The organism is Devosia sp. (assembly GCF_028290625.1).
Classification (GTDB): Bacteria; Pseudomonadota; Alphaproteobacteria; order Rhizobiales; family Devosiaceae; genus Devosia.
In genome coordinates, this window is the sequence record NZ_JAQGJM010000024.1 from 20,948 (window position 1) to 44,308 (window position 23,361).

At 63.4% G+C, this 23,361-nt stretch carries 22 protein-coding genes; 13 read left to right on the plus strand and 9 right to left on the minus strand.

Annotation, left to right across the window (positions count from 1 at the left end; all coding sequences use genetic code 11):
* Positions 1-41: 41 nt before the first annotated feature.
* Positions 42-1,046, plus strand: a complete 1,005-nt coding sequence (locus JWR51_RS13195) for a LacI family DNA-binding transcriptional regulator (RefSeq protein ID WP_299748092.1) — start codon at positions 42-44, stop codon at positions 1,044-1,046.
* A gap of 7 nt (positions 1,047-1,053) precedes the next feature.
* Here JWR51_RS13195 and JWR51_RS13200 read toward each other — a convergent pair whose 3' ends face one another.
* Positions 1,054-2,454 carry a PLP-dependent aminotransferase family protein gene (locus tag JWR51_RS13200; RefSeq protein WP_299748094.1) on the minus strand — a complete coding sequence of 467 codons (1,401 nt, stop codon included), beginning with the start codon at positions 2,452-2,454 and terminating at the stop codon, positions 1,054-1,056.
* A 92-nt stretch (positions 2,455-2,546) separates the two neighbouring features.
* Between JWR51_RS13200 and JWR51_RS13205 the strand changes: the two genes are divergently transcribed.
* Complete coding sequence (locus JWR51_RS13205) at positions 2,547-2,870, plus strand: hypothetical protein (RefSeq protein WP_299748096.1); 324 nt, start codon at positions 2,547-2,549, stop codon at positions 2,868-2,870.
* A 39-nt stretch (positions 2,871-2,909) separates the two neighbouring features.
* The gene (locus tag JWR51_RS13210; RefSeq protein ID WP_299748097.1) at positions 2,910-3,332 is read left to right on the plus strand and encodes a GNAT family N-acetyltransferase; all 423 of its coding nucleotides are present in this window, start codon (positions 2,910-2,912) and stop codon (positions 3,330-3,332) included.
* Here the strand turns inward: JWR51_RS13210 and JWR51_RS13215 are convergent.
* The 6 genes from JWR51_RS13215 to JWR51_RS13240 are packed head-to-tail and all read right to left on the minus strand — an operon-like array spanning position 3,329 to position 10,538.
* Positions 3,329-4,444 carry an anhydro-N-acetylmuramic acid kinase gene (locus tag JWR51_RS13215; protein WP_299748099.1) on the minus strand — a complete coding sequence of 372 codons (1,116 nt, stop codon included), beginning with the start codon at positions 4,442-4,444 and terminating at the stop codon, positions 3,329-3,331. The two genes, JWR51_RS13210 and JWR51_RS13215, sit on opposite strands and share 4 nt — an antisense overlap.
* Before the next feature lie 2 nt (positions 4,445-4,446).
* A complete protein-coding gene (locus JWR51_RS13220) occupies positions 4,447-5,439 on the minus strand; it encodes a serine hydrolase domain-containing protein (protein ID WP_299748101.1) in 993 nt (330 codons plus the stop codon).
* The gene (locus JWR51_RS13225) at positions 5,436-7,166 is read right to left on the minus strand and encodes an ABC transporter ATP-binding protein (RefSeq protein WP_299748103.1); all 1,731 of its coding nucleotides are present in this window, start codon (positions 7,164-7,166) and stop codon (positions 5,436-5,438) included. The genes JWR51_RS13220 and JWR51_RS13225 overlap by 4 nt, the downstream gene beginning before the upstream one ends.
* Positions 7,163-8,002: an ABC transporter permease gene (locus tag JWR51_RS13230; protein WP_299748105.1), complete on the minus strand. Its 840-nt coding sequence runs from the start codon at positions 8,000-8,002 to the stop codon at positions 7,163-7,165. Before JWR51_RS13230 ends, JWR51_RS13225 begins: the two co-directional genes overlap by 4 nt.
* A complete protein-coding gene (locus JWR51_RS13235) occupies positions 8,002-8,961 on the minus strand; it encodes an ABC transporter permease (protein WP_299748107.1) in 960 nt (319 codons plus the stop codon). Before JWR51_RS13235 ends, JWR51_RS13230 begins: the two co-directional genes overlap by 1 nt.
* 53 nt (positions 8,962-9,014) lie before the next feature.
* The gene (locus JWR51_RS13240) at positions 9,015-10,538 is read right to left on the minus strand and encodes an ABC transporter substrate-binding protein (protein WP_299748109.1); all 1,524 of its coding nucleotides are present in this window, start codon (positions 10,536-10,538) and stop codon (positions 9,015-9,017) included.
* Between the two features lie 235 nt (positions 10,539-10,773).
* Between JWR51_RS13240 and ugpC (JWR51_RS13245) the strand changes: the two genes are divergently transcribed.
* From ugpC (JWR51_RS13245) to JWR51_RS13275, 7 genes are all read left to right on the plus strand, one after another.
* Positions 10,774-11,844: a sn-glycerol-3-phosphate ABC transporter ATP-binding protein UgpC gene (ugpC, locus tag JWR51_RS13245; protein ID WP_299748110.1), complete on the plus strand. Its 1,071-nt coding sequence runs from the start codon at positions 10,774-10,776 to the stop codon at positions 11,842-11,844.
* Positions 11,845-11,898: 54 nt separating this feature from the next.
* A complete protein-coding gene (locus JWR51_RS13250; RefSeq protein ID WP_299748112.1) occupies positions 11,899-13,137 on the plus strand; it encodes an extracellular solute-binding protein in 1,239 nt (412 codons plus the stop codon).
* A gap of 193 nt (positions 13,138-13,330) precedes the next feature.
* Positions 13,331-14,236, plus strand: coding sequence for a sugar ABC transporter permease (locus JWR51_RS13255; RefSeq protein WP_299748114.1), 906 nt, complete (start codon positions 13,331-13,333; stop codon positions 14,234-14,236).
* On the plus strand, positions 14,233-15,096 hold the full coding sequence (locus tag JWR51_RS13260; protein WP_299748116.1) for a carbohydrate ABC transporter permease: 864 nt from the start codon (positions 14,233-14,235) through the stop codon (positions 15,094-15,096). Before JWR51_RS13255 ends, JWR51_RS13260 begins: the two co-directional genes overlap by 4 nt.
* Positions 15,093-15,755 (plus strand): N-acetylmannosamine-6-phosphate 2-epimerase, encoded by a 663-nt coding sequence (locus JWR51_RS13265; RefSeq protein WP_299748118.1) that lies wholly within the window; start codon positions 15,093-15,095, stop codon positions 15,753-15,755. The genes JWR51_RS13260 and JWR51_RS13265 overlap by 4 nt, the downstream gene beginning before the upstream one ends.
* A 146-nt stretch (positions 15,756-15,901) precedes the next feature.
* A complete protein-coding gene (locus JWR51_RS13270) occupies positions 15,902-16,813 on the plus strand; it encodes a BadF/BadG/BcrA/BcrD ATPase family protein (RefSeq protein WP_299748120.1) in 912 nt (303 codons plus the stop codon).
* On the plus strand, positions 16,810-17,691 hold the full coding sequence (locus JWR51_RS13275) for an N-acetylmuramic acid 6-phosphate etherase (RefSeq protein ID WP_299748121.1): 882 nt from the start codon (positions 16,810-16,812) through the stop codon (positions 17,689-17,691). Before JWR51_RS13270 ends, JWR51_RS13275 begins: the two co-directional genes overlap by 4 nt.
* Before the next feature lie 4 nt (positions 17,692-17,695).
* Here JWR51_RS13275 and JWR51_RS13280 read toward each other — a convergent pair whose 3' ends face one another.
* Both JWR51_RS13280 and JWR51_RS13285 read right to left on the minus strand, forming a co-directional pair.
* Complete coding sequence (locus JWR51_RS13280) at positions 17,696-18,931, minus strand: FAD-dependent oxidoreductase (RefSeq protein WP_299748123.1); 1,236 nt, start codon at positions 18,929-18,931, stop codon at positions 17,696-17,698.
* A 112-nt stretch (positions 18,932-19,043) separates the two neighbouring features.
* Positions 19,044-19,697, minus strand: a complete 654-nt coding sequence (locus JWR51_RS13285) for a GntR family transcriptional regulator (RefSeq protein WP_299748125.1) — start codon at positions 19,695-19,697, stop codon at positions 19,044-19,046.
* Positions 19,698-19,948: 251 nt separating this feature from the next.
* Between JWR51_RS13285 and ugpC (JWR51_RS13290) the strand changes: the two genes are divergently transcribed.
* From ugpC (JWR51_RS13290) to JWR51_RS13300, 3 genes are read left to right on the plus strand one after another with little or no spacing between them, the layout of a single operon-like run.
* Complete coding sequence (gene ugpC, locus JWR51_RS13290) at positions 19,949-21,064, plus strand: sn-glycerol-3-phosphate ABC transporter ATP-binding protein UgpC (RefSeq protein WP_299748127.1); 1,116 nt, start codon at positions 19,949-19,951, stop codon at positions 21,062-21,064.
* 33 nt (positions 21,065-21,097) lie between these two features.
* Entirely contained in the window at positions 21,098-22,363 is a 1,266-nt protein-coding gene (locus JWR51_RS13295) for an extracellular solute-binding protein (RefSeq protein WP_299748128.1), read from the plus strand.
* Between the two features lie 60 nt (positions 22,364-22,423).
* Complete coding sequence (locus tag JWR51_RS13300) at positions 22,424-23,359, plus strand: sugar ABC transporter permease (RefSeq protein ID WP_299748130.1); 936 nt, start codon at positions 22,424-22,426, stop codon at positions 23,357-23,359.
* The last annotated feature ends 2 nt before the right edge of the window (positions 23,360-23,361 follow it).

Sequence of the window (23,361 nt, forward strand, 5' to 3'; positions counted from 1 at the left end):
TCAATTTGCAAACCGATTTTCTCAGTGGTAGCGATCCATTCATGACGACGATCTCAAAAGTTGCCGAGCGTGCCGGCGTGTCGCGCACCACCGTTTCGCACGTGCTCAACCACGCCGATCGCGTATCGCCGCACCTGCGGGAGCGCGTTCTGGCGGCCGTGGAGGAGCTGGGCTATTCGCCCAATCCGCAGGCGCAGAGCTTACGCACGGGCCGCACCAATATCGTGGCCCTGCTCATCCCCGATATTCTCAATCCGTTCTATACCGAGCTGGTCAAGACGGCGCAGGTGGAGCTCGAGGCGATCGGGCTCGACACCATGATCTTCAATTCCGACGTGCCCGGCGGGCACCCGCAGGAGCACAACCGCGAATACCTGCGCCAGATTCGCAACAAGCGGGTGGATGGCCTGATCGTGGGCAATTTCGCCCTGCACCGCATGCACGATGTGCTGTTCAAGCTGGATATGCCCACGGTGTTCATCGGCGACCTGCCCAATCAGGCGGTCGACAATGTGAAGGCGGATGATTTCGGCGGCGGGGCAGCCATGGGCCGATACCTGGTCGGCAAGGGGCATCGGCGCATCGCCCACGTGACTGGGCCATCCTACTTTTCCGAAGCCATGGCTCGGGCGGACGGCTTCGAACAAGGCACGGCGGATGGGGGGGCTCCCTCCGACCCTACGCTGCGCTACGAGGGCACCTATCTGGCCCCGTCAGGCGAACAGGCCGTCGACTGGCTGGTCGAGAACCATCGCGGGAAAATGCCCAGCGCGATCTTTTTCGCCAATTACCTGATGGCCAATGCGGGGCTGGCGCGGCTTTACGACCACGGCCTATCGGTGCCGGGGGATATTGCGGTTGCGTCATTCGGCAATCAGCCGGAAATGCGCTATGCCCGCCCTACCCTGACCCGCGTCGGTGTCGCCCCGTCTGCCCTGGCGCATCGCGCCAGCATCATGCTGATCGAGCGGCTGAACGGCACCTATAGCGGGGACCCACGCAGCGAAATCCTGCAATGCGAACTGCTGGCGCTGGACAGCGCCTGAGCAGGTCTCATTCGTATGCCAGGGCGGTAGCAAGGGCGCGGATGCCAGGCCGGATATTGCTCTCCGACACGGTGCTGAACCCGACCAGAAGAGTGGTCGAGGCCGGACCGGTTGCGATGAAATGGTGCGTGAGCATGCTCACCGCGAGACCCATTCGCGCCGCCACTGAAGCAAACTTTTCCTCATCGTAGTGGCGGGGCACGGTCACCGAGGCATGAAGGCCGGCCGCAATGCCGGTCACGGTGGCATCGGGCATGAACTCGGCCAGCGCATTGATCAGCATCTGCCGTCGCCGCCGATACTGCAGTCGCATCCGCCGCAGGTGCCGATCGTATTCTCCGCTGGTGATGAGCACGGCCAATGCATGCTGATCGATGCGGCTTACGCCATAATCGCTTATCCGCTGCTCTGCCTGGAGGTCTTCCAGCAGGCGATGTGGAACCACCAGCCAGCCGAGCCGCAACGCCGGAGCCAGTGCCTTGCTTGCCGTTCCTGCATAGACGACGGTGTTCGGATCGAGACCTTGCAGCGCGGCTACCGGCCGCCGGTCATAGCGAAACTCGGCATCGTAGTCGTCTTCGAGTACGAAGCCGTTGCGCTCCCGCAGCCAGGCCAGCAAGTTGTGCCGCCGCTCGGGGCTCAGCACCACGCCGGTCGGGTACTGGTGCGATGGCGTGACGAGGGCCGCCGCTACAGTGGTCGAGGTCACCTTTTCGATATCGATACCGAACGCGTCGACGGGGACTTTGACCAGCTCCAGACCGGCGGCGATCAGTGCCGCCAGGTTCGTGTGCCCAGGATCCTCGATCGCCATGGCGGCGACGCCCACCTTGCGGAGCGCGCGGGCAAACAGGCTGCGGCTGGCTTCGAAGCCACCGGTAACGACGATCTGGTCGGGAGTGGCGATCACGCCGCGAACCCGGCCCAGATAATCCGCCAGAGCCACGCGTAGCGGCAGCACGCCGTGACGGTCGCCATAACCGAAGTCGTTGGGCTCCATCTGCGCCAGCGCCTTGCCCGTCGCCTTGAGCCAAAGAGATTTTGGAAACGAGGTCAGGTCGGGCAGGCCGATGCGAAAGTCATAGCGAAGGAGCGGCGCGGCGGCGGGCTTTGCGGCTGCTGCCAACGGCGCCTGCGGATCGCTGTTGCTGGCTGCGGTAACAACCGGCAGCGCGCCCTGCCGGATGGCGAGATAGCCCTCTGCGGCAAGCTGCGCATAGGCCTCGCTCACCAGTGGCCGCGAAACGGCCAGTTGTCGCGACAGCTCGCGGGAGGATGGCAGGACCACCCCGGTCTTGAGGGAACCGGCGCGGATGGCCTCACGGAGCTGTGTTTCGATCTGCGCTCGAAGCGTCGCGGGGTGATCGCGGTTGAGGCCGATGAGGAGCTCTGTCTGTCGACTGGTCAAGTCATTTCCTCCGAACTGGACATTGAGAGTATAGCCAGTTGCGCGCAATTTGTCTGCGAAGTCAGGAAACGATGACAGGAAGGATTGCCGTGATGAGCACCTTGCAGTTGATCTTCGATAGAGTACGCTTCGCCTTCGCCCGCCACAGGAAGCAGAGAACGGCCTTGCAGGACCTCATGCGCCTTAGTCCCGCAAAGCTCGATGACCTCGGCATCGACGCCTTCGCCCTGCACGAAGCCCTGGCGTCACCCCGCCGGCAGGAGCAACCGGACGCTCACTTTGCGGCCATCGGCGTCGACCAGCATCGGCTGGCCATTGCCGCGGGCGAAGTGTTGGGGAGGCCCAGCCCGAAAATGCAGCTCAGCGAGGGCGACCCGAAGCTGTTCATGCCGTGGATGGCGCTGCAGGATCAGTGATAGGTGGCGGGATAGCCGCCGCGTTGATTGAATGGGATCATGAGCACCACAACGGTCACCGTGACGGCAGAGGCGACACCGGACGAACTGGCGGCAATCGCCGGTGGGCTGACGGCGTTCAACGAAGCCGATGTCGGCCCATCGGGGCGGGTTGCTCTCATCGTGCTAGTGCGCGACGAGAACGGCGCCATTGTGGGCGGCATTTCGGGATATACGGCCTGGGGCTGGCTCTATGTGCAATGGCTGTGGATCGCTGAAGCACAGCGCGGGCGGGGCATGGCCGGGCAAATGCTCGGGGCGGCCGAGGCCGAAGCGCGACAGCGTGGCTGTCACGGCGCCTATATCGATACCTTCAACCCGGTGGCGCTGAGGGCCTATCAGCGGCAGGGCTACGTGCCGTTCGGGGAACTTGCGAATTTCCCTCCCGGCCGCGCCCGCACCTTCTTGCAGAAGGCGCTCTAGCCCGCGATACGACCGCCCTGCAATGGATGGGGCACGCCGGTGGTGGATGGGAAGCTGATCGCCAGGCCGCGGATGACGCGGACGGCGAGGAAGGCGAAGCATTCCGCCTCGATAGCATCGCCGCGCCAGCCGACCGCTTCGGCGGGGACCACCTCGACGTTCGCACGGGTCGCCAGCATGGCCATGATCGCCGGATTGTGTCGGCCGCCGCCGCAGACTACGAGTTTTTTGGGCCGCTGCGGTAGCAGGTCGAGCGCCTTGCCGACAGCACTGGTGGTGAAGGCGGTCAGCGTCGCGGCGCCATCCGCCGGGCCGAGGCCATCGGCCATGGTGGACAGGAAGTCGAAGCGATCGAGCGACTTTGGATAGGGCGCCGAAAGGTATGGGTGCTTGAGCAATTCCTTGAGGCGGGGCTCGTCGACTTCGCCGCGCAGAGCCAGTTGGCCATTGCGATCCATCTCCCCCAGCCCGAGGTCCTTGATGAAATCGTTGATCGGCGCATTGGCGGGGCCGGCATCGAACGCGATGAGCGTATCGGCACCATCCCACCAGGTGACGTTGGCGACGCCGCCCAGATTGAGTACGGCGGTATCGCCCTTGGCGTCGAGACCCCGCAACAGCGCCTGATGATAGATCGCGGCCAGTGGCGCGCCCTGCCCGCCCGCCTGCACATCGGCGGTACGGAAATCGTAGGCGACCTTGACGCCGAGTAGGCGATGCATCAGTTCGCCATCGCCGAGCTGGCGGGTGGCACCGATGCGGCCCGGCTGCGGGGCGCGGTGCAGCACGGACTGGCCGTGGAAACCGACCACGCCGATATCCGCCATGGTCATGCCGTTGGCCTCGACCAGTTGACGCACGGCCGCAGACTGCGCGCGGGTCAGCGCCTCCCCGGCCTCGGCAAAAATGGCGGGATCGGCACCCTCGAAGTTCCATTTTCGTGCCTGGGCCAGGGTGTCCTCGAGCAAGCGGCGGATCGATGGGGAATAGGGCGCCAGCGTGAAGGGGCCGAAGCTTTCCACGCGCTCGCCATCGGTCTTGAGCATGGCGACATCGATATTGCCATCGAGCACAGTGCCGGTCATCAGGCCGACGGTCCAGATCGGGTCCATAATCATTGCTCCGCGTTGATGAGATCGCCGACTGCACGGCGCAAAGCGACAATGCCGCTATCGAAATGACGGGTGGGGTGGACGCGGTTGGTCAGCAGCGTCCAGGCGCGGCCATTGGCGAAATCGATCCACAGGCCGGTGCCGGTGAAGCCGGTATGGCCGATAGTGTCGGGCGAGCAGTTATCGCCCCCGGACCAGCCATCGTAGGAGCGCTCCCAGCCATGGGTGCGGCGGCCCGATATCGTGGTGCGGATAAGCGGCGACGCTGCCCCGCCCAGCAAGCCTTGCGCGAAATCAAGCACCGAACCCACCGGCCCAAACAGTCCGGCATGGCCCGACCCTTGCAATGCAAAACAGTTTTCGTCATGCACCTCGCCCACCACGACGCGGTTGCGCCAGGGGTCGAACTCCGTCGCCGCTGCCTGCGCCGGGTCGGCGGACCAGGCGAAGCCCGGTCCCGGGTCCATCTGACGAATGGTCTTGCCCTCGATACGCTCCAACGCGATACCCAGCAGGATGAAATTGATATCGGAATAGACGGCGGGACCCGCCGGCCATTCGTGCTGCAATACGAAGGCGCGGAGCAGGTTCGGGTCGGTGCCGTAGGTGTAGAGCGGGAACACGCCGGGGAACGGTGTCTGATGCCCGAGGCATTGGCGAAAGGTGATTTTCCGCTCCCAATTATCCACATTGTACTGGCGGAAATCAGGGATCACCGAGATCAACGGCGCGTCGAGGTCGATCCGGCCGGCCTCCGCATGCGCGAGGATACGCTGGGTGGTGAAGATGACCTTGGTCAGCGAGGCGAGGTCGAACCAGGTGTCTTCCGTCATCGCGCGCGGCGTCGGCACAAGTTGAGCCGATCCGACGACGCGGGTCGCGCGCGCGCCGCTGGCGTCAACGAGGCCGAGAATACCGCCGGGAATGCGCTGGGCTTCGACCGAAACTTGCAATGGCGCGAAGGCGCGGTCGATGATGGCTTCAACTAAACTCATACTGTCTCCAGGCGAACGCGATGATCGGGGCCAGCCTCGCGCCACCGCGACGGCTGCGGCTCATAGCCCTTGGGCCGCACCAGCGATGGCACCTGCGTGGCGTCCACGGTGAACACCTGCTTGCGCCGCTCGATAGCCGGCACGGCGGCGATCAGGCGCTTGGTATAACTGTGCTGCGGATCGGACAGCACGGAGGCGGCCGTGCCGATCTCGACCAACTGGCCGGCATACATGACCGCGATGCGATGCGCGATGCGCTCGACCACCGCCATGTCGTGGGAAATGAACAGGTAGGCGAGGCCGAATTCGCGCTGCAGGTCGATCAACAGGTCGAGCACACGCGCCTGCACCGAAACGTCGAGCGCCGACACAGCTTCGTCCAGCACCACGACTTCCGGATTGAGCATCAGCGCTCGGGCGATGCACAAGCGCTGGCGCTGACCACCGGAAAACTGATGCGGAAAACGGGTCAATGCATCGTCGGGCAGCCCCACCCGCGCCAGCAAAAATGCCATTCTCTCGCGCAGCTTGGCATCGCGCCGCTGCCCGGCAGCAATCGCCGGCTCAGCCAACAGGCTTTCAACATTCAGCCGCGGATTGAGCGACGCAAACGGGTCCTGGAACACCATCTGCACCGGGCGCGGGCTGCGGCCCGAGGCCCTGTCGATCCGGCCGCGCGTGGTGCCAACGAGGCCGAGAATGGCGCGGGCGGTGGTGGATTTGCCCGAGCCGCTTTCGCCGACAATGGCGAGGGTTTCGCCGGGGACCAGATCGAAGCTGACGCCATCCACCGCATGCACCGCCCCAGCGGCGCGGGCGAACAGGCCCTTGGCGGCGGGGAAGCGGACGACGAGATTGTCCACCCTGACCACCGGTGCGGCGCCTGCCACGCGGCTGCCATCGCTGCGGACAGCGCGGCCGCCATTAAAGTGAGGCACCGCCTTGAGCAGGTGGCGCGTATAATCGTGCTGCGGATTATCCAGCACGGCGTCCAACGCGCCCTGCTCTACCGCGACGCCATTCTGCATCACCATGATCTGGTCGGCGATGCCGGCGACGAGCCCGATGTCGTGAGTAATAAAAATCATCGACATACCGAGCTCGCCGCGCAGTTCCGCCAGCAGCGCCATGATCTGCGCCTGCACGGTGACATCGAGCGCCGTCGTCGGCTCATCGGCGATCAGCAGGCGCGGATTGCTGGCGATCACCATGGCGATCATGACGCGCTGGCGCATGCCGCCTGACAGCTGGTGCGGATAATATTTGAGGCGTTGGGCAGAGTCGGGAATGCGGACGCGCTCCAGTGCCTCCTTGGCGGCCCGGGTGGCGGCGCTGCCGGTGAGGCCGCGATTGAGCTTGAACGCTTCCTCTATCTGCGCGCCCACGGTGTGGACGGGATTGAGCGAGGTCATCGGCTCTTGAAAGATCATGCCGATATCGCTGCCGCGCACGCGAACCAGCGCTGACTCGTCAGCCTTGGTCACATCAAGCATGGAGCCGTCGCCCCTTTGCAGAGTGATACGGCCGCCGGTAATTCGGCCGCCGCCGAAATCCACCAGCCGGTTGATCGACAGCGCCGTCACCGATTTGCCCGACCCACTCTCGCCGACGATGGCCAGCGTCTCGCCCGCGGCCAGATCAAAGCTCACGCCCTTGACCACCTCATTGGCCTTGGGGTCGCGGCCGAAGCCAACATGCAGGTCCTTGACGGAGAGCAGCGGGGTCATGCCGGCCGCTCCTGCGTCCGCGGATCGAGGATATCGCGAAGTGCGTCGCCGAACAGGTTGAAGCCCAGGATAGCGAGCATGATGGTGAGGCCGGGAAACACCATCAGCCATGGCGCGCGCGTCATCATCGACTTGCTCTCGGCCAGCATCACGCCGAGCGACGGCGCCGGCGGCTGCGTACCGAGGCCCAGGAAGCTGAGGCCGGATTCAGTCAGCAGGGCCCAGGCGAGCGCCAGGGTGATTTGCACGGTCAGCGGCGCGACGAGATTGAGCAACAGGTGACGTGACAGGATGTAGGGTTGCGAACTGCCGAAGGTGCGCGCGGCTTCGACGAACTCGCGCCCCTTGAGGGCCAGCGCGGGCGCCCGCACGACGCGGGCAAAGATGGGCGTATAGACGATGCCGATCGCCGTGATGCTGGTTGCCACACCGGGGCCTTCGATCGCGACGATCAGCAGTGCGAGCAGAATCGCCGGAAATGCCAGCAGCACGTCCATGATCCGCATCAATATGCCGTCCCAAAGGTGACCCCACCACGCGGCAAACAGCCCGATCACGGTGCCGGCGGTCGCGGCGACCGCAACCGACGCGAATGCGACGAGGAAGGATTCTCCGATGCCGAGCATCAGGCGGCTGAAGGTATCGCGACCCAAAAGGTCCGTGCCGAACCAGTATGTGCCGCTCGGCGGCTTCAGGCGATCAATCACATACTGCTTCAGCGGATCGTGCGGTGTCAGGCCGATGGCGCCTAGTGCCGCTACCACGAGGAACAGCAGGATGATCGCCGCTCCGATGCGGCCGCTGGGGTGCCGCAGCACCGCCCTGAGTAACCCCATCACCTGCCCCCGAGCCGGATGCGTGGATCAAGCGCCGCATAGGCGAGATCGACCAGGAGGTTCACGACGAGGAAGTTGAAGGCGATGAACAGCACGGCGCCCTGCACCAGCGCGTAGTCGCGTTGCGAGATCGCATCGAGGGTCAGCCGACCCAGCCCCGGAAGCGCATAAATTTGCTCGACGATGACTGCGCCACCCAGCAGGTAACCGAACTCGACGCCGCTCAGCGTCACCACGGGGATCAGCGCATTGGGCAATGCATGCTTCCAGACGACATCGCGCTGCGACGCGCCCTTGCTCCGCGCCGTACGGACATAGTCGTCGCTCAAAACGTCCAGCATTGCCGACCGCGAGATTCGCGTCACCGCCGCCGCGAAGGCGAAGCCCAGCGTGATCGACGGCAGGATCATCTGCGCCAGATTGCCCAACGGATCGACGAACAGCGGCGTAAACGAGCCCATGGCTGGCAAGACGTGGAAGTTCACCGAAAGCAGATAGATCAGCACCAGCCCGAAGACGAAGCTCGGTGTCGATTGCCCAAGCATCGCGAAGAGCCGCACCACCAGGTCGGATGGACGATTGTTACGCGTCGCGGCAAACACGCCGGCCGGAACGCCCACCGCCAGCGCAATCACCATCGAGAGCAGCGCCAGCTCGATGGTCAGCGGAAAGCGGGCGATAATCACCTCAAGCACCGGCTTGCCATAAGTCGTCGAGATGCCGAGATTGCCCTGGAACAACCCTGCCAGCCAGCGGCCGTACTGCACGACAACCGGCTGATCCAGGCCAAAATAGGCGGCGAGCGAGGCACGCTGCGCATCCGTCAATAGCCCAGCTTCGGTGCCCAGCATCGCGATAATCGCGTCGCCGGGCACGAGCCGGATGGCAAAGAACACCAGCAGCGACACGCCCAGCAGGACCAGCGGAAACGTCAGCAGTCGTTGCAGCAGATAGTTCATGGTGGGCGCACTTACCGGTAGTGAGGCGGGATTGGTGTCCCGCCTCGGAGACGCTACTCGCCCACAGTCACCTTGCTCAGCGAGAAGAGCAATCCGCTCGGATTGATCTCATAGCCTTTCACGGTGGCGAGGTTGGCGGTGTAGGTCACAGTGCTGCTAATCCAGATCCAGGGGGCTGCTTCGGCGAGGCGCTGCTCGAACTCCTGGAAGATCGGCTTGCGCTTGGCGATGTCGGTCTCGACCCGGCCCTCCTGCAGCAACTTGTCCAGTTCGGGATCGGCGTAGTTCGATACCTTGATCAGATTGCCGTCCTTGGTGAAGTAACGGTTATACATCGGGTAGGGATCCGGGCGGCCGCCATTCTGCGCCACCGCCATGTCAAAATCACCCTTGAGCCAGGTATCGACATAGACCTTGAGGTCCATGGTCTGGATGGTGAGCTTGACGCCGATCACCGCAAGCTGGCTTTGCAGCACCTGCGCTTCATTGGCGGCATAGGGTGGCTCGCCGGTCGCGGCGATCACGTTGACCGAGAAGCCGTCCGCAAGGCCGGCCTCGGCCATCAGCGCCTTGGCCTTCTCGACGTCCTGCTTATAGCAGAAGAGGCTCGCCGGATCGGACGCAAAGGCTGCCATGGTCAGCGGGCCCGTGACCTTGCCCTCGCCGACGAGCGCGGTATCGATGATTTCCTGCCGGTTGACGGCACAGGAAATGGCCTGCCGCACCTTCACATTGTCCATAGGCGGACGCGACGGATTAAGCTGCAGCACGTTGTAGGCGAGGCCGGGAATGCGGTTGAGCGTCATGTTCGGCTCACCCGGGATCAGCGTCGCGATGGTCGGGTCGTTGAACAGCGCGAAGTCGATCTGGTTGGCGCGCATCGAGTCGATGATGGAGCTCTCGCTCGGCAACACCGAAATGGTGATGCCATCGACGCCAGGCTTGCCGCCGGCCCAATTCGGGTTGGCGCTCAGCACTTCCTTGACGTTCGGATCCCACTCGTCGAGCATGAACGGGCCCGAGCCGACGGCCTTGGTGGCGACGCTGCCATCGGCGATGGCGCTGGCAGGAACGATCGAGGCATTGGTGCCCGACATGGCAACGAGGATCGGCGCGTCGGGCTGGCTCAGGTTGAACACCACGGTCTGCGGGTCCGGTGTATCGATGGTCTTGATCGAGAGGAAGTTGGCGCGTGCCGCCGCTGCGGTCGCTTCATCGAGCAGGCGCTCGAAGGAGGCCTTGACGTCGGCGGAGGTCACCGCGTCGCCGGTCGAGAATTTGGCTTTCGGATCGAGCTTGAAGGTGAGAGTCAGCCCGTCGCTGGAGAATTCCCAGCTCGTGGCTACGGCCGGGACGACATTGTACTGCGCGTCGAGCCGCACCAGCGGCTCATAGATCAGCTCGAGCAGGCGCAGCGACGAGAACGCCGTCTGAGTATGCGGATCAAGGCCTGTGGCGTCCTGCGCCCAAGCCATGCGCAAGTTCGCCGCCTGCGCCGGCAGCACCAAAGTGGCAGTACCGAGCAGCGTCGCCATCGCGAGGCTGGTCAAAAGCGTCTTGCCGAAATTCAAATGCATGAAGGTCTCCCGCTCCGAGGTTTTTATGAGCTGCGCCGTTCCGCACCCCAACGGAAAAGGCATTGCCGGAGGAGAGCTTACGACTGCCAATGCGTCAACTGCAACGTTGTTATCGGCCTGCCATGCATGATGGCATTTTCCCCACGCCCTGGCGCCCCTTGCTAACCTGGATTCTGTGCCATAGCGTGACCGGCTTTGGGACTGGTATTGAACTGGTATGGTCTGAGGAACAAGCATGGCACGACTAAGCCTGCGCGGGATCAAGAAAAGCTTCAAGACTGCCAATGTGTTACATGGTATCGACCTCGATATCGGGGATCGCGAGTTCGTGGTCTTCGTCGGCCCCTCCGGTTGTGGCAAATCCACCCTCCTTCGCCTGATCGCCGGCCTCGATCCGATCACCGAAGGCGAGTTCGTGCTGAACGACCAGCGCATGAACGACGTGCCGCCATCCAAGCGCGGCATCGCCATGGTGTTCCAGTCCTACGCGCTCTACCCGCATATGGACGTCTACGAAAACATGGCTTTCGGCGCGCGGCTGATGGGCCTGACCAAGCCCGAAGTCGAGGCGCGCATTGCCGAGGCGGCGCGGATGCTGCGGCTGGAACCGCTGCTCAAGCGCTATCCGCGTGAACTCTCCGGCGGACAGCGCCAGCGCGTGGCGATCGGGCGGGCGCTGGTGCGCAAGCCGGAAGTGTTCCTGCTGGATGAGCCGCTCAGCAATCTCGACGCGGCACTCCGCTCAGAAGTGCGGCTGGAGATTGCCCGCCTGCACCGGCAGATCGGCGGCACGATGATCTATGTCACCCATGACCAAGTCGAGGCGATGACGCTGGCCGACCGGATCGTGGTGATGAATCTGGGCCGGATAGAGCAGGTCGGCGCGCCGCGCGAGCTTTACGAAACGCCGGCCAATACCTTCGTCGCCGGGTTCATCGGGTCGCCCAAGATGGCGCTGGTCAATGTGCAAAAAACAAGCGATGGCATCACTTTCGCCGGCGGCGATACGCTGGCCTTGCCCCGCCTTCCCGCGATGGGCGATGGGCCGCTCAAGATCGGCGTACGGCCGGATGCCTGGAGCCTGAGCCGCGATCTGGCCAGTCCCGGCATCGCCGCAAGCGTGGTCTATACCGAATATCTGGGCGAGAATGCCTTCGTCTACACGCGCCTGACTGACGGGACGCTGGTGGGCGTTCGCACCACGCCGAACGAGCTTTATGAGCCCGATGAAAGCGTCCGGCTCTCGGTCGATCCGGTCGCAATCCATTACTTTTCCGCCGAGGATGGCCGACGGTTACCCGCATGAAGACGGGCAAGTCCATTCATTAGCAAAAGCGATTTGACAGGAGAGGAAGACAAAGTGCGAACCAATCTATTCCGTATCGGCGTGGGCCTCGTGGCGACGATGATCGCGGCCCCGGCATTTGCGCAGGACCTGACATTGTGGAGCTGGCGCCAGGAGGACAAGGCCCAGTACGAGCAGTTTATCAGCACGTTCGAGGCGGCCAATCCGGGCATCACGGTCAAGTTCGAGACCTTCGAAGCCACCAATTACAACACCATCCTGTCCACGGCTTTGGCCGGCGGCACCGGACCGGACCTGATGATGGTGCGCGCCTACGGCGGCATGGAAGCCATCGCTTCGGGCGGCTATCTCGAGTCGATCTCGACTGAAACGGTCCCTGCTCTGGCCGGTTTCGCGCCGACCGCGATTGCCGCGGAAACCATGCGTTCGGACAGCAAGATCTACGCCGTCCCCTTCGCCAGCCAGACCCAATTGGTGATCTATAACAAGGGCCTGTTCGACGCCAACGGCATCACCGAGCCGCAGACCTGGGACGAGTTGATCGCCGCGGCCCAAAAGCTCAAGGATGCCGGCGTAATTCCCTTCGCCAACGGCACTGCGACGGCGTGGCAGAACGAAACCGTGCTGTTCGATCTGACCTCCTCGATCATGGGCCCGGCGTTCAACGATGACCTCCTGGCCGGCAAGGCCGACTTCACCGATCCCCGCTTTGTTGAGGCTTTGACCAAGCTCAAGGAAGTCAGCGCCTTCTTCCCCGATGGCTTTATCGGGCTGGACTACCCCTCCGCCCAGCAGCTGTTCAGCTCGGGCATGGCGGCGATGTTCGCGGGCGGCTCGTATGAACTGGCGACATTCAAAACGCAGAATCCGGACCTCGACCTGGGCGTGTTCGCGGCGCCTGGCAAGACCGCCGACGACCCCAAGCTGGTCAGCATCTACTATGATGGCGGCTATGCGATGAACGCCAAGGGCGCCAACAAGGAAGCAGCGCTCAAGTTCCTCAATTATGTGGCCAGCCAGGAATTTGGCCAGGCCTTCGCCAATAGCCTGAACAATATCTCGACCATCCCCGGCGTGACCTTCGACAACCCGCTGCTGCAGGAAGTTTCCGAGCTGAACGCCTCGGCTATTCCGTATATTTTCTTGGTGAATTTCCGCTATGGCGAGCCCCCCGGCTCGGTGCTGGAACAGCAGGAAGTGGCCAAGCTGCTGGGTGGCCAGACGACGCCCGAAGCCGCCGGCAAGGCGATCACCGACGGACTGGCCGTCTGGTACGAGCCGTTCAAGAAGTAAGATGCCGTAACGGGTATTGCCACATACACCGAACGGCTCCTCCCCCTTGACGGGGGAGGACGGGTGGGGGTGTTCGGAGCCACGATTTGAGATTGGGGCTAAACATCCCCCCACCCTTGATCCCTCCCCGCGAAGGGGGAGGGAGACGACTGAGACGCCAGCAAAATACGAATAGAGGATAACCCGATTGCGAATGACTGGACGCGGATGGTGGATTACCGCCCTGATCGTGCCGCCAATGGCGTTCGTGGCGCTGTTCATCATCTATCCAATCGTCGCCGCCTTCACCTATGCGTTCTTCGACTGGCAAGGACTGTTGCGCGGCGACTTCATTGGGCTGGCCAATTTCCACAAAGTGCTGTTCGAGGAACCCTATGCTGCTTGGACGCGCAACGCATTCACCCACAACATCATGGTCTTCGTCGCCCTGATGGTGCTGCAGAACGGGCTGGGATTCTTTCTGGCCTATGCCCTCTGGCGCGAATTGCCCGGCGCGCGGTTCCACCGCATAGCGGTGTTCCTGCCGGTTGTCTTGTCCACCGTCATCGTCGGCTATCTGTTCAAGCTGTTCATGCATCCGCTGTTCGGCGTGTTCAACATCAGCCTGCGCGGCATTGGCCTTGGCGGATTGGCGCAACCCTGGCTGGGGCAGGATTCCACGGCGCTCTGGGCACTGATCATAGCCAATGCCTGGCACATGCTGGGCTTCCCCACCCTCGTCTTCCTCGCCGGCATGCAGCGCATTCCTACCGAAATGCTCGACGCCGTGCGGATGGAAACCCAGAGCGAGTGGGTCAAGATCACCAAGATCGTCTGGCCGCTGGTCGCCCCGAGCGCCACGGTGGTGTTCGTGCTGCTGTTCGTCGGCGCATTCAACTGGTTCGAGCTGCCCTACATCATGGCCGGACTCGACGGCTCGCCTTATGGGTCGACCGACGTGCTCGGCCTCTATTTCTACCGCACCGCCTTCGGCGGCGTCTCATCCGGCCAGCCCAATTTTGGATTGGGTAGCGCGCTGGCCGTGCTGATCTTCGTCTTCATCGCCGCCATTGCCAGCGTTATCACCGTGCGCTTGCGCGCCCGGGAGATTCAGCTGTGAGCGCCGAGCCCAATACCTACTACGACCGCCGCGGGATCATCGGCACGCTAGGGCGGGACGGGCTGATCCAGATCATTCTCGTGGCCAATACGGTGATCATGCTGGCGCCGATCCTGATCATGCTTTTCTCCGCATTCAAATCCACCCAGCAGATTTTCAAATCGCCGTTCGGCTTTCCCGATTTTGCCAACCTGACCAACTTCACCAAGATCTGGGAACAGACCAATTTCCTGCGCTATCTGCTGAACTCCTTCGTCGTGACCGGCGCCTCGATGGCGCTAATCCTGATCCTGGGCACGATGGCCGCCTATGCGCTGGGACGCTACCGGTTCTTCGGCGCCGGGTTCATCCTGATGTTCTTTATCGCCGGGCTGACGCTGCCCCTGAAACTGGCGATCATTCCGCTGTTCATCCTGATGCGCGACATGGGCATTCTCAACAACCAGCTGTCGTTGATCTTTGTCTATACGGCGATGGGCCTGCCCTCGACCGTGTTCATCATGACCGGCTTTATCCGCACGCTGCCGAACGAGCTGGAAGATGCGGCCCGCATGGATGGCGCCAGCGAAGCGCGGATCATGTGGGCCATCATGCTGCCGCTGGTTCGCCCGGCCATGGTGATCGCGGCGATCCAGAACGTGGTGCCGATCTGGAACGACTTCTTCTTTCCGCTGGTGTTCATCCAGAACGACGCGCTCAAGACCCTGCCGCAGGGGCTGACGACGTTTATGGGCGAATATACCACCGATTGGGGCGTGCTGTTTGCCGGGCTGACCCTCTCGGCCGCGCCCATCATCGCCATCTATATCGTCCTGTCGCGCCAGTTCATCAGCGGCATGACATCGGGAGCCATCAAATGAAACTGGAACGCGGCTCGCTGATCGTGTCCTGCCAGGCGCGGGCGGACAATCCGCTGCACGGGCCACAATTCATGGGCGCCATGGCGCTGGCGGCGCGCGATGGCGGGGCAAGAGCGATCCGCGCTAATGGGCCGGAAGACGTACGCGCCGTGAAGGCGGCGGGGCTGCCGGTGATCGGCATTCACAAGGTGTTTGCCGAGGATGTGCCGGTCTATATCACGCCGACCATCGCGGCAGCCGATGCGCTCGCCGAAGCTGGCGCGGACATCATTGCGCTCGATTGCACGCCGCGGCCACGCCATGGCGATACGCCACGGGCGATCATCGCGCATATCCGGGCCTTGGGGCTGGAGAGTTTCGCCGATATCTCGACGCTGGAGGAGGGCATGCTGGCCGCCGAACTGGGCGCGACGTACATATCCACCACGCTGTCCGGCTATACCGAATATACCGAGACCAAGCCGGGCGGACCGGACCTTGAACTGATCCGGGCACTCTTCGCGCATATCTCGGTGCCGATCATCGCCGAGGGCCGGTTTAACACGCCAGAGGTGGCCCGGGCCGCCATCGACGCTGGGGCCTATGCGGTGGTGGTAGGCACCATGATCACCAATCCGCGCGAAATCACCAAGGGTTTCGCCCGGGCGGTGATGGGGTGACCGGCTTTATTTGCTTCACCTCTCCCTCTGGGGGAGAGGTCGACCCCCTTGGGTCGGGTGAGGGGGTTCCCCCTGCACCGCACCAAGAAAAGGGCCCCTCACCCGTCGCTGCGCGCCGACCTCTCCCCCAAAGGGAGAGGTGAAGGATGAGCGCGTATCTGGGCGTCGACATCGGCGGGACCGCATCGCGCTGGGTGCTGGTGGATGACAATGGCGAGGTCATCGCGCGTGGCAGTGCCGCCGGCGCGACGGGCCATGTGTTCAATCCGGCCGAGCGCGAACGCCTGTTGGCGACCCTCTCCACTATCGCTGAAGCTGCTCGTGAGTTTTCACCCGTCGCCGCCTGCCTGGGCATTACTGGACTGGGTGAAAGCGTGCACGACGCAGTACGCAACATGGTCACGGCGCTGTTCGGCATCGAGCCATCGGCCGTGCAGCTTGGCGACGATATGGAACTGGCATTCCGCGCCACCTTTGCGCCGGGCACCGGACATCTCATCTCGGCGGGCACGGGATCGATCGGGCTGCACTTGAGCGCGGACGGCGAACTCATCCGCGTGGGCGGGCGTGGATTGTTGATCGACGATGCCGGCTCCGGCACCTGGATCGCGCTCAATGCGCTCGACCAGCTCTATCGACGGATCGACGAGACGGGCGGCCCGGCCGAGGCCGCCATTCTGGCCACCGAGCTTTATGCCGAAATGGGCGGTGTGGGCTGGGACAAGACCCGCAGCTTCGTCTACGGCAGTGACCGTGGCCGCATCGGCACCCTGGCGCAGGCCGTGGCCCGCGCGGCAAGCCAGGGCGACGCGATCGCCACCGACATTCTGGCGCGCGCAGCTATCGAGCTGGCGCGCCTGGCTACCGCCTTGATCGCACGAACCGGTCCCCTGCCCGTCGCCTTCATCGGTGGTATCACTACGCTACATCCCAGCATCAAGCCTGCCCTCCTAGCAGCCCTCCCCCATGCCGTGGTCAGCTTTCCTCAAATCGACGCCGCAGCCCACGCCGCCCAATGGGCGCGGCAAATTCAGCAAGCAAACGAGACGACCTCATGAGCACCACCGAATCCGCCTCACTCCGCTATGCCACGCTGGAAGACTGGTCGAGCAGCGACCTCGTGGCCGGGATTCTTGAGGGCCAATACGCCGCCATCGCCGCAGTGCAAGCCGCGAGCGCCCCAATCGCCGAGGCGATCGATCGCGGTGCCGAGCGGCTGGCACGCGGTGGACGACTGATCTATCTGGGTGCCGGCACCTCTGGCCGGATAGCCACACAGGACGCCGCCGAATTGCCGCCGACGTTCAACTGGCCATACGAGCGCGCCATCACCCTGATGGCCGGTGGCAGGGACGCGGTGTTCCATGCGGCCGAAGGCGCGGAAGACAGCGAGCAGCTCGCGATCGACGCACTGGATGGCATCAGCGTTTCCGAGAATGACGTCGTCATCGGCCTCGCCGCCAGCGGGCGCACACCGTACGCCATCGGCGGCCTGATCCATGCCCGGGCCAAGGGAGCTCTGACAATCGGCATTTTCAACAATCGGGGCGGGCGGTTGGGCGAAGTCGCTGATATTTCGATTCTGATCGAAACCGGGATCGAAGTGCTGTCCGGCTCGACCCGGATGAAGGCCGGCACGGCGCAAAAAGCCGCGCTCAACTGCATCTCGACCGGGGTTATGATCCGGCTGGGCTTCGTCTATCGCGGCTTGATGGTGGAGATGCGCCCCACCAACGTCAAACTGCAGGACCGCGCGGTCAAGATGGTGGCGACCCTCGCCGACGCCGAATACGAGGTGGCCAAGGGCGCGCTGGACACTGCCGGGGGCAGCATCAAGCTGGCCACGACCATGCTGATATTGGGGCTGGACCGCGACGCCGCGCAGCAACGACTGAGCGCGGCGGGCGGAAACTTGCGCACCGCACTACGCGGCTGAACGGCTATCCGAACCGGCTGACGCTGTAGGGTGCCGGATCGATGAAGGGAGCCTGGCCGGTCATCATTTCGGCCAGGAGCCGCCCGGTGGCGGGGCCCAGTGTCAGGCCGTGATGGGCGTGGCCGAGCGCTAGCCAAAGTCCCTCGCGGCCTTCTGGACCGATAACCGGTTTCATATCGGGCGTGCAAGGACGCGCGCCCATCCAAGGGCTTGGATCGAGACGCTCACCCAAAGGATAAGATGCGGCGGCGATTTTCTCGGCAACATCGAGCTGCGCCGGATTGGGCGGCGCGTCGAGCAAGGCAAATTCCGCCCCCGTGGTCAGGCGCAGGCCGTGGTTCATCGGCGCGATGAGGAAACCCGCGTCGTCGTAGATCGGCATGGAAATGGTGGCATTGCCACGGGGGGCATAATGCATGTGATAGCCGCGCTTGACGCCGAGCGGCAACCGGCGGCCGAGCTTGCGCAGCATTTTGTCCGACCAAGGCCCCAAGGCAATGACGGCCTCCTTGGCGGTGACCGCGCCGTTGGTGGCATCGACCTCCCAACCGCCAGCCACGTTGCGCAGCGTCATTGCGTCGCCGGTGACGAATTGGCCGCCCAGCTTTTGGAACAGGCGCAGATAGGCCTGCGTCAGCGCCAACGGATCGCGCACGCTCCAGGGCTGCGTCCAATGGATACCGCCGGCAAGCTCGGCGGTGACCCCGGGCTCTCGTTGCCTCAGGGCATCGGCGTCGAGTGCTTCATGCTCCAGCCCGAACCGCTCGAACGCCTCGGCCTGTTCGCGCGCGGCCCGATAATTGGCTTCGCCGCGATAGGCCTGCATCCAGCCGGCCTTGCCGATGAGATCGCTGGCGCCTGCCTCTTCGATTAGCGGGGCGTGTTCGCTAACCGCGTGGGCGATGAACTTGGAATAGTCCTCGACAATGGCGCGATACGACGACGCGCGCGATGACCACCAATATTGTACCAGGAACCGCGAGATCGCTGGCAGCGCGCGCCACTGGAACCGCATGCTCGTGCTTTGGTTGCGCGCATACTTGAGCAGCGTCGCCATATCCTGGGGAAACAGATGCGGCGCCACGCCCTCGCGCTGGATCAGCCCGGCATTGCCGAATGAGGTCCCCTCGCCCGCGCCCTGCCGATCGACCAGCACCACTGAGCGACCGCGCTTGACCAGATGGATGGCAACGCTGACGCCAACAATCCCGGCCCCAAGCACAACGACATCCGTCTTCATTTGCAAAACCTATGCGGTAGAATCAACTCAGCCCATGCATCGACAATTTGCAGCGGCTGGCAACCGGGCTCCGGTACAATTCGCTGTCAGCGGACCGGTTTGCTGAGATTGCTCAGGCGGCGAAAGTGCGGTGGGTGGAGGCGCGGAAGTGGGCTTCGATCGCCGCGACGGCACCCTCCACGTCCCTCGTCTCAAGGCACTTGATCACCTCAAGATGCTCGTCGATGGTCTTGAGCAGGGCGCTGCGGAAACCTGGGCGGCGATGCACCTGCTGGGCCATGCGGATATTCTCCTGCACGCGATCGTGGGTGTCGAGAATGGCGCGGTTGCCCAGGGCTTCGACAATCTCGCGGTGCATGCGCATGTCCAGCCGCGTAAAGCGGATAAGCGAGTCCTCGAAGGGTCCGCCTTCGCTCAGGTTGAGGCGGGCCTCCTCGTGGCTTTCGCGCATATTGGCCAGCCATTCCTCGGTGACGGTGTCGCCGAAGCTGCGCAGCGCGAACACCTCGATCATGATGCGGAACTGGTAGTTCTCGCGAATGAACGCGACTTCGGGATAGACGATTCGAATTCCCGTGCGCGGCTTAATCTCGACCAGCCCGAATTCCTCGAGCAGCACTAGCGTTTCGCGCAGCGGCGACAGCGATAGTCCGAGCAGGTCGCACAACTCGTTCTGCGTGACGACCATGCCCGCTTGGAGCGTGCCGGCCTGCATGGCCTTCCGGAATCGGCGGTATCCATCATTGTCTTGGCGGGCGTCGGACATTTTCACCTGTGAAGCGATATCGTGGTTTTCCACGGCTGGTATATCCATTAGCAGTTTAGAAATCTCATAAAAACCGAGGCATACAATCGAATTTGGACGCCTTACGAGCGTTTCGAGGCGATCCATCGCCCTCCTGTCCAGGCAATTATCCACAGGCCCGCTTGACCTGAGATATTATTAGGCCCCAATAATATCTCAAGGGAGAAAAGCCGATGCAATCGATAGCCCGCTGTGCGGTCCGGGGCCTCTAGATGGCCGCCGTCGAACTCAACAATGTCAGCAAGTCGTTCGGCCCGGTCAGCGTCATAGAGGGCGTCGACTTGACCATCGAGAAGGGCGAGTTCGTGGTGTTTGTCGGCGCCTCGGGCTCTGGCAAGTCGACGCTGCTGCGCATGATCGCCGGCCTCGAAACGGTCAGCGGCGGCGACATTCGGATCGATGGCAAGGACGTCACGTTCGATGAGCCGTCGGACCGCGGCATCGCCATGGTGTTCCAGTCCTACGCGCTTTATCCGCATATGAATGTCTACGACAACATCGCCTTCAACCTGAAGCTGGCGCGGGTTGGACGCGAGGAAATCGACAAGCGGGTCAAGGAGGCCGCCCGCATCTTGCGGCTCGAGCCATTGCTGGGCCGGTCCCCGGCGCAACTCTCCGGCGGACAGCGCCAGCGCGTCGCCATTGGCCGCGCCATCGTGCGCAATCCAAAAGTGTTCCTGTTCGATGAGCCGCTGTCGAACCTGGATGCCTCGCTGCGGGTGCAGATGCGGCTCGAAATCGAGCGACTGCACCGCGAACTGGGCACCACCATGATCTATGTCACCCATGACCAGGTCGAAGCCATGACGCTGGCCGACCGGATCGTGGCGCTCGACAACGGCCGCATCCAGCAGGTCGGGCCCCCGCTCGAACTCTATGCCAGGCCAAACAACCTGTTCGTCGCCGGTTTCATAGGCTCGCCCAAGATGAACCTGATGGCCGGCAAGGTAGTGGAGAAGACGGTCGGCCAGGCGGTCGTGGAACTCGTCGCAAATGCCGCACCCCGGCTCGAACTTGCCCTGCCCGACGCCACCGTCGGCGATGCGCTGACGCTTGGCGTACGACCCGAAATGCTGACGATCATCGCTGGGGATGCAACCGTTCCAAGCGGCATGACCGCGCTGCCGGCCAGGGTCGAGTCCATCGAACGGCTCGGCAATATCACCTTTGCCTATCTCGATGCAGGCACATCCGAGCTGCTCACCATCCAGGTGATGGGGCACTCCGATCTTGAGCCCGGACATGCGGTTCGCGTCGGGATCAGGGCGCAGGATGTGCACGTTTTCAACGCCGCCGGCGCAGTCATGACGTCGGCAATACAGCGATAACCGGCAAAGTCCGGACATGAGGAGGAGAGACTGATGCGTAGCTTTAAGGCCGCCGCACTTGTGGGCGGTATGATTCTGGGGGCGACGGCGGGCGTCGCGACCGCGCAGGATGCGGTGACGCTCAATGTCTGGTCGGACACGCCGCGCCTGACGATGTTCGATCTCTATGACAAGACGCACGACGGCGTTACGCTCAACGTCACCACCGTGGCGCCAGCGGACCTCATCGCCAAGATCCAGCTCGCGCTGCAAGCCAAGAGCGAAATCCCCGACGTGATCTTCATGTCCGATATCGGCTACACCGCCCAGCTCTCGACCCGGCGCTCCAACTATCTGATGGACCTGACCGATCAGGTGCCGCAGGCGCTGCAGGACGAGTTCTACCCCAATGGCAATTCGCCCTGCCACGTCAACGGCAAGTTGCTCTGCCTGCGCAACGATCTCGCCCATATGATCGTCTGGTACGACAAGGATGCCATGGCCGCGCTGGGCCAGCCCGTTCCCACCACCTGGGAAGAGTTCCAGAAACTCGGCGAAGCGCTTGGCCCCAAGGGCTATGTGCTGGGCAGCGCCGTCGAGAGCTTCCCGCTCTATAGCTACCTGGTCTCCGATGGCTGCGATCTGGTCATGCCGGTCGAGGGCAAGGAAGACACCGTCAAGATCGACCTGACCACCGAGGCCTGCCTCAAGCCGGCGCGCATGGTCGACACCATGATCGCCAATGGCAGCCTGTCCAAGGTCGGCACCTTCGAGCCCGATTTCGTCAACCTCGCCAAGACCGGCAAGGTGCCGCTGATGGTCGGGCCGACCTGGTTCGGCGAATATGTGATCAAGCCGACCTATGAATGGCCCGCCGGCAAGCTGGTCGCGGCATTGCCCCTCAAGTGGGACGACCAGAGCCAGCCCCTGACCTGGAGCTGGGGCGGCGGCACCTATGGGGGCTGGAAGGATACGGCCCATCCCGCCGAAGTCGTCGACCTCATCACCTGGATGGCCACCGACGTCGCCAACCAGACCGAAGCGGTGACCCTGCCCGCCCATCGCCCCTCCGCCGAGGCCTGGGGCGCCCGGCTCAAGGCCGACTCCTACTATGCCAGCCCCGACGTGTTCGACGTCGAGGTGGCCGCGGCCGCGTTCAGCCATCCCGGCTACACCAGCCTGCGCTTCGTGGTCTCCGACGCCATCGCCAAGGTGGTGGTGCAGGGTCTGAGCAGCGGAGGCACGGTGGAGGGCGCCCTGCCCGCGCTGCAGGCCGAGCTGATCAATCTCGCCAAGCTCAACGGCTACACCTTCGAGTAAGCCAATCCATCGGCCGGGTGCGCCTCTGGCGCGTCCGGTCGCAACGGCAGCAGGGTATCCATGAGCGCGATAGCGATGGCATTGGACGGACCGCTTGCGACAAGCGATCGCGCCCGCAAGGAAAAGCAGAAGGCGCGGCGCGACGCTCGCATGTCCTATCTGCTGCTGGCGCCCTATCTGCTGCTGCTCGTCATGTTCGGACTTTTCCCGATCGCCTATGCCTTCGGGCTGAGCTTCTTCGACACCATCGAAATGGTGTTCTGGGGGCTCACGAACTACCAGTTCGTGTTCGACGATTTCCGGGTACCGGCCAGCGTGGTCAACGTGCTCGGCTTCGTGGCCATCTGGGTGGGCATGACGGTGATCGGGGTGGCGACTTTGTCGCTGATGCTCGACAGCGTCGGCCGCAGAACCGCCAATGCGTTGCGAACGGTCTATTTCCTGCCGGGCGCGGTGACCTCGTCGGCCATCGTCGTGCTGTGGCTGTTCGTACTCGACCCATCGGTCAGCCCGTTCCAGCCGGTGCTGCATGGGCTAGGCTGGGGCACGCGGGCCGATGTCATTTCCGGTGTCGGCCTGGCCGGGATTTTCGCCATCATGGCGTATTTCTCGAGTTCTGGCGGCTGGATCGTAGTCTTCGGCGGCGCGCTGGCGAGCCTGCCGGTCGAGGTCATGGAAGCGGCACGGATCGATGGGGCCAACCGATTCCAACTGGCTCTGCGCATCAAGTTGCCGCTGATCTGGCGCTCGCTGGTGCTGATGGCGATCCTGTCGCTGGCCGGTGGACTGCAGCTATTCGTCGAGCCGCAACTGATGGGATTGGCCGGCCCCCAGTTTGCCCAGAGCGATTGGTCGCTCAACCAGATGGCGTTCCAATACGCTTTCCGGATGGGCGATTTCGGTGCCTCGGCCGCGCTCAGCACGCTGCTGGTCGGCGCCTCGATCGCCATCGCGCTGGTGATCGTTTTCGCCACCAAATTCTACAAGATCGATTGAGG